A 4,649-nucleotide genomic window follows, 5' to 3' on the forward strand; every position below is an offset into this window, starting at 1 on the left:
ATTGGTAACGCAGTTCCCGTAAAGCTAGGCTATTACATAGCGAGTTCTCTGTCCCAGGTGATAGACTATGATTAAACGTAACAAGTAGCGACTGCTTATCCCTAAAGTTAGGTGTCTAGCATCTTGAATTGCCATGGATATCCTGATTGAGTCAACCGCAACCTTTGAGCAGGATCTTCGTCGTCTAAGTCAGGATAGAAAAGACAAAATTATCAGTGAAATCAACGATCTTGTCGGTCTTATTCTAGATAGTGATTTTAATGATTTTCATGAATTATATTGCATCCCTAATATTCTAGACCTAGGCGAATATAATTCCTCTTTATATGTACTCAGAGTTTCAGGGGAATTAGAAATAGTTCTCGCAATTGATGAAGATCCTATTTTCAATCAAACCATCTTAAGTCTTTTTCGATTGACTGACCCCATTAAAATCACAGAAGTTTATCAAGAAATAGCGGCACATCTATACCAAGATCTGATTCGTTGAAATTCTGATTTAGTAGGCCAGAAAGCCTGTTTTCTAAGTTGGGTGATTCTGTTAGAAGTCTTAATCTATTAATATTGTGGATGATAAATGCCGATGAAACTCTTTGATCAACTCAGCAACGCAGCCAAAAACTCTGGCAAACTGCTCCAGAAGCAGGTGGAGGATTACATCGTTATCGATTCCCCTGCCCATGCCCTGACGCTTAAAGCAAAAACGGTTGAGCTACTTTGCCAAAAGACCATCCAGCGAGTAGATCAACTTACTGCTCTAGAACCAGATCCTCAACAGGGGTTGCTGGCCACTATCGAGCAAAACCAAATTAAAGCCAAAATTCACTTCATTCCTGAAAAAATCTGTATCAAAGGCGATTTTGTTGAAGGGCAGCTACGCCTTCTCCAAAAGCCCCAAGTTGAATCCTCTTCATTTATGTATCGCATCCTTATCTCCGGATGGAGTACCTTTCTTGGTGGCTATATCCCTGGCCAAACTCTACCCGAAGGTGTCAGACTAGACGGCGATCTGGTTTACTACACCCTTCCCAAAAGCCAACTTCGTCTAGTCGATGCCCTCTTTCATAACATCCAAGATGGCTCAGCCCTTAACCTTGATCTTCAGCAAGGTGAGCTACAAATCAAAAGCACCGTTGCAATCAACTGGCGCGATATTAATTTACTCAGCTTAATTCAGCTATTCACCGCCATCTCTAGCAAGAGATCATAGGCCGGAGATTGGAAATTGACGAGTTGCAATATTTTATGAGGTATACGACTATCTATTCCGCAAAATGCCTACTCTTCTAACCGTTGGCCCCTATCGTTTTTTCTGCTATGCCGGAGACCGCGATGAACCACCTCATATCCATATTGAACGAGATCAAGACGAAGCTAAATTTTGGCTTAACCCAGTTCGCATCCAATCCAACAAAGGCTTTAACCGCAAAGAGATAAACCGCATTCAAAAGCTGGTCGAAGAACATCAAGAACAACTACTAGAGGGCTGGCATGACTTCTTTAACCATTGATTTAATCGATGTGCCCGTCATTCAAACCATTGAAATTACAGACGACTCCCTAGCCGTCGATCTGTCAGATGGCCGCACCATTACCGTTCCCCTAGCCTGGTATCCCCGCCTCCTCCACGGTTCCCTCGAAGAACGTCAAACCTGGCGACTCATCGGCAACGGTTCAGGCATCCACTGGCCCCAACTTGACGAAGACATCAGCCTAAAAAACATTATTTTAGGTCAACCCTCTGGGGAAAGCCAAACCTCATTCCAACGATGGCTTACTCAACGTCAAACCTCAATCTAACGGCACTACCTAAACGCTCTATCACCAGCCCCTTTTCTACAACGGCATAGAAATTATTGGCCATGAACCTAGCTAAGCTTGAGCAGAAGAGGTTAAAACTTTCAAGAAAAACCAATTCAGCCAAAAAATCTAGCCTAGGACAATTTCTAACACCGCAAAAAACAGCGGAATTCATGGCCAGTCTTTTCCCAGATGGTTGCGGCCATTGTCGTCTTTTAGATGCAGGTGCAGGAATAGGCTCTCTATCTGCGGCCTTCCTAGATCGGTGGGTTGATGGCGAATTTCGCTTTCACAATATAGAGGTCGATGCCTTTGAAGTAGATCAAGATCTAATTGAAGCCCTATCAGAAACATTATCGAACTACAGTCTAGACAATAATCTCACCAGTAAAATTTACCAAGAAGATTTTATCCATGCTGCAGCAGATTCACTCTCTGGCAACCTATTTTCTACACCCCTAGAACCCTACACCCACGTAATTCTTAACCCTCCGTACAAAAAAATTAGTAGCCGTTCAGCCCATCGGCTAGCCCTACGTCGTGTAGGAATTGAAACCGTTAACCTATACTCAGCCTTCGTTGCTTTAGCTGTAGCCCTAACTGCATCCGAAGGACAAATCGTAGCCATTATTCCCCGCAGTTTTTGTAACGGGCCATATTATCGTCCCTTCCGAGATTTTATTCTTGAGCGCTCAGCTATCCGCCACATCCACCTATTCGAGTCACGCAGTCAGGCTTTTAAGGATGATGACGTTCTACAAGAAAATATCATCATTCGGCTAGAGCGTGATGGTCAGCCAGAGTCAGTAACCATTTCCACCTCAACCGATGATAGCTTTTCCGACCTTACTATCCAAGAGCATCCATTCGACCGCATTATCTTTCCAGACGACCTCGAACGGTTTATTCACATCCCCACCACCACCGAGAAAAGCGTAATCGAGCTATCCCCTACCGTTCGATACTCACTAGCGGAACTTGGCATTCAAGTCTCAACTGGCCCTGTAGTCGATTTCCGGTTAAAAGCACATTTAAGAGACAACCCTGAACCCGGCACTGTCCCACTCATTTATCCTGGACATCTGGCTAATGGATATGTGGTATGGCCCAAGCCAGAATTAAAGAAGCCAAACGCCATTATGCGAAATAAAGAAACAGAAAAATGGCTTTATCCAAACGGGTTCTATTGTGTAGTCCGTCGATTCTCATCCAAAGAGGAAAAACGCCGAGTAATAGCAAGCGTGATTAGTCCTGCCATTTTTGGCTATGAGTCTCTACTAGGTTTTGAGAACCATCTGAATTTATTCCATGAAAATAAACATGGCCTTCCTGAAACTCTGGTTCATGGGCTATCTACATTTCTAAACACAACTGCAGTGGATGAATATTTTCGTCGTTTCAATGGCCATACCCAGGTCAATGCAACCGATCTTAGACAGATGAAGTACCCTAGTCGAAGTGCCTTAATCGAGCTTGGTCAGTGGGCAATGGAACAACAAGATCTAACCCAGGCACAGATTGATGCAAAACTAGACACCCTGACGACATGACCGACAAAAGCCGCTACATTGAGGCCACACAGCAAATCATCGTTTCCTTAGGTTTGCCCCGCGCACAACAGAACGAGCGCTCTGCCCTGTGTTTGCTAGCCTTAATTAACCTCACCCCCGGCAAAACTTGGGCCGATGCTGAAAACCCACTCATGGGTATCACGCCAATCATGGATTGGATACGACAACACTACGATAAAGACTATGCCCCCAATACCCGCGAAACCATACGCCGTCAGACCATGCACCAGTTTTGCGATGCTGGTCTAGCCCTGTACAATCCAGACAAACCAGATCGCCCGGTCAATAGCCCTAAGGCCGTTTATCAGATTGAACCTGCGGCCTTAGCCCTGCTACAAACCTTCAATACTCCAGCCTGGAACAACAACCTCAACGACTACCTAGCCGAGCGCGAGACACTGGTAGCCCGCTATACCAAAGAAAGATCGCAAAGTCGTATTCCAGTTGCCATTGCTCAGGGGCAACAAATCACCCTTAGCCCTGGAGAACATAGCGAACTGATTCAAGCCATCATCGAGGACTTTTCCCCACGGTTTGCCCCAGGTAGCCTACTAGTCTACGTCGGCGATACAGGCGAAAAGTGGGGCTACTTTGACCACAACCTCCTCGCTCAACTAGGTGTTAATGTAGACTCACACGGCAAGATGCCCGACGTAGTACTACACTACTCAGCCAAAAACTGGCTGCTACTTGTGGAGGCTGTTACCAGTCATGGGCCTGTTGATAGCAAGCGCCATACCGAACTAGCAATGCTGTTTCGAGACTCTACTGCGGGACTAGTCTATGTGACCGCTTTCCCAAGTCGGGCAGTCATGGCACGATACTTGCCTGAAATTGCCTGGGAAACTGAAGTGTGGACAGCAGATTCACCCTCACATCTGATTCATTTCAACGGAGAACGTTTTCTTGGCCCATACAAGGAACCCGATCAAGTGGACGAGGACACCCCATGAACCGATACAGCATGATCGTCCAATGGTCAGATGAAGATCAGCTTTTTCTCGTTACCATTCCAGAATTTGCCGAACTCGTCATCATGCCCTGCACCCACGGCAAAACCCGCGAAGAAGCCATCCGCAACGGAGAGGAAGTTATCGAAATGTACCTAAAAGCATGGCAAGCCGAAGGAGAACCCATCCCAGCCCCCAGAACTCTACAAGTCGCCTAGCAAGTAGCGATTATCTTCTTTGTCAAGCTCATCCTGCTAGGCCGTTGCGGCCTCAGGGGTGGCGGGGAGTGGCAGTGAACAGGCGGGTGCTTGCCACATCGTGTCATGAG

Annotated in this window: 7 protein-coding genes; all 7 read left to right on the top strand. The window is 46.1% G+C overall.

What is annotated here, in order from left to right; all coding sequences use genetic code 11:
• The first annotated feature begins 133 nt into the window (after positions 1–133).
• A complete protein-coding gene (locus tag H6G62_RS26095; protein ID WP_190500633.1) occupies positions 134–490 on the top strand; it encodes a hypothetical protein in 357 nt (118 codons plus the stop codon).
• An 87-nt stretch (positions 491–577) separates the two neighbouring features.
• A complete protein-coding gene (locus H6G62_RS26100; RefSeq protein ID WP_242052284.1) occupies positions 578–1,210 on the top strand; it encodes a hypothetical protein in 633 nt (210 codons plus the stop codon).
• Between the two features lie 64 nt (positions 1,211–1,274).
• Positions 1,275–1,511: a DUF4160 domain-containing protein gene (locus H6G62_RS26105; RefSeq protein ID WP_190500635.1), complete on the top strand. Its 237-nt coding sequence runs from the start codon at positions 1,275–1,277 to the stop codon at positions 1,509–1,511.
• On the top strand, positions 1,492–1,800 hold the full coding sequence (locus H6G62_RS26110) for a DUF2442 domain-containing protein (protein ID WP_190500636.1): 309 nt from the start codon (positions 1,492–1,494) through the stop codon (positions 1,798–1,800). Before H6G62_RS26105 ends, H6G62_RS26110 begins: the two co-directional genes overlap by 20 nt.
• Before the next feature lie 62 nt (positions 1,801–1,862).
• Positions 1,863–3,350 (top strand): Eco57I restriction-modification methylase domain-containing protein, encoded by a 1,488-nt coding sequence (locus tag H6G62_RS26115; RefSeq protein WP_190500638.1) that lies wholly within the window; start codon positions 1,863–1,865, stop codon positions 3,348–3,350.
• Complete coding sequence (locus H6G62_RS26120) at positions 3,347–4,324, top strand: BsuBI/PstI family type II restriction endonuclease (protein WP_190500639.1); 978 nt, start codon at positions 3,347–3,349, stop codon at positions 4,322–4,324. Before H6G62_RS26115 ends, H6G62_RS26120 begins: the two co-directional genes overlap by 4 nt.
• Positions 4,321–4,539 (top strand): type II toxin-antitoxin system HicB family antitoxin, encoded by a 219-nt coding sequence (locus H6G62_RS26125; protein WP_190500641.1) that lies wholly within the window; start codon positions 4,321–4,323, stop codon positions 4,537–4,539. The genes H6G62_RS26120 and H6G62_RS26125 overlap by 4 nt, the downstream gene beginning before the upstream one ends.
• Positions 4,540–4,649: the final 110 nt, after the last annotated feature.

It is taken from the genome of Phormidium sp. FACHB-1136 (assembly GCF_014697375.1).
In the GTDB taxonomy this organism is placed as follows: Bacteria; Cyanobacteriota; Cyanobacteriia; order Phormidesmidales; family Phormidesmidaceae; genus Nodosilinea.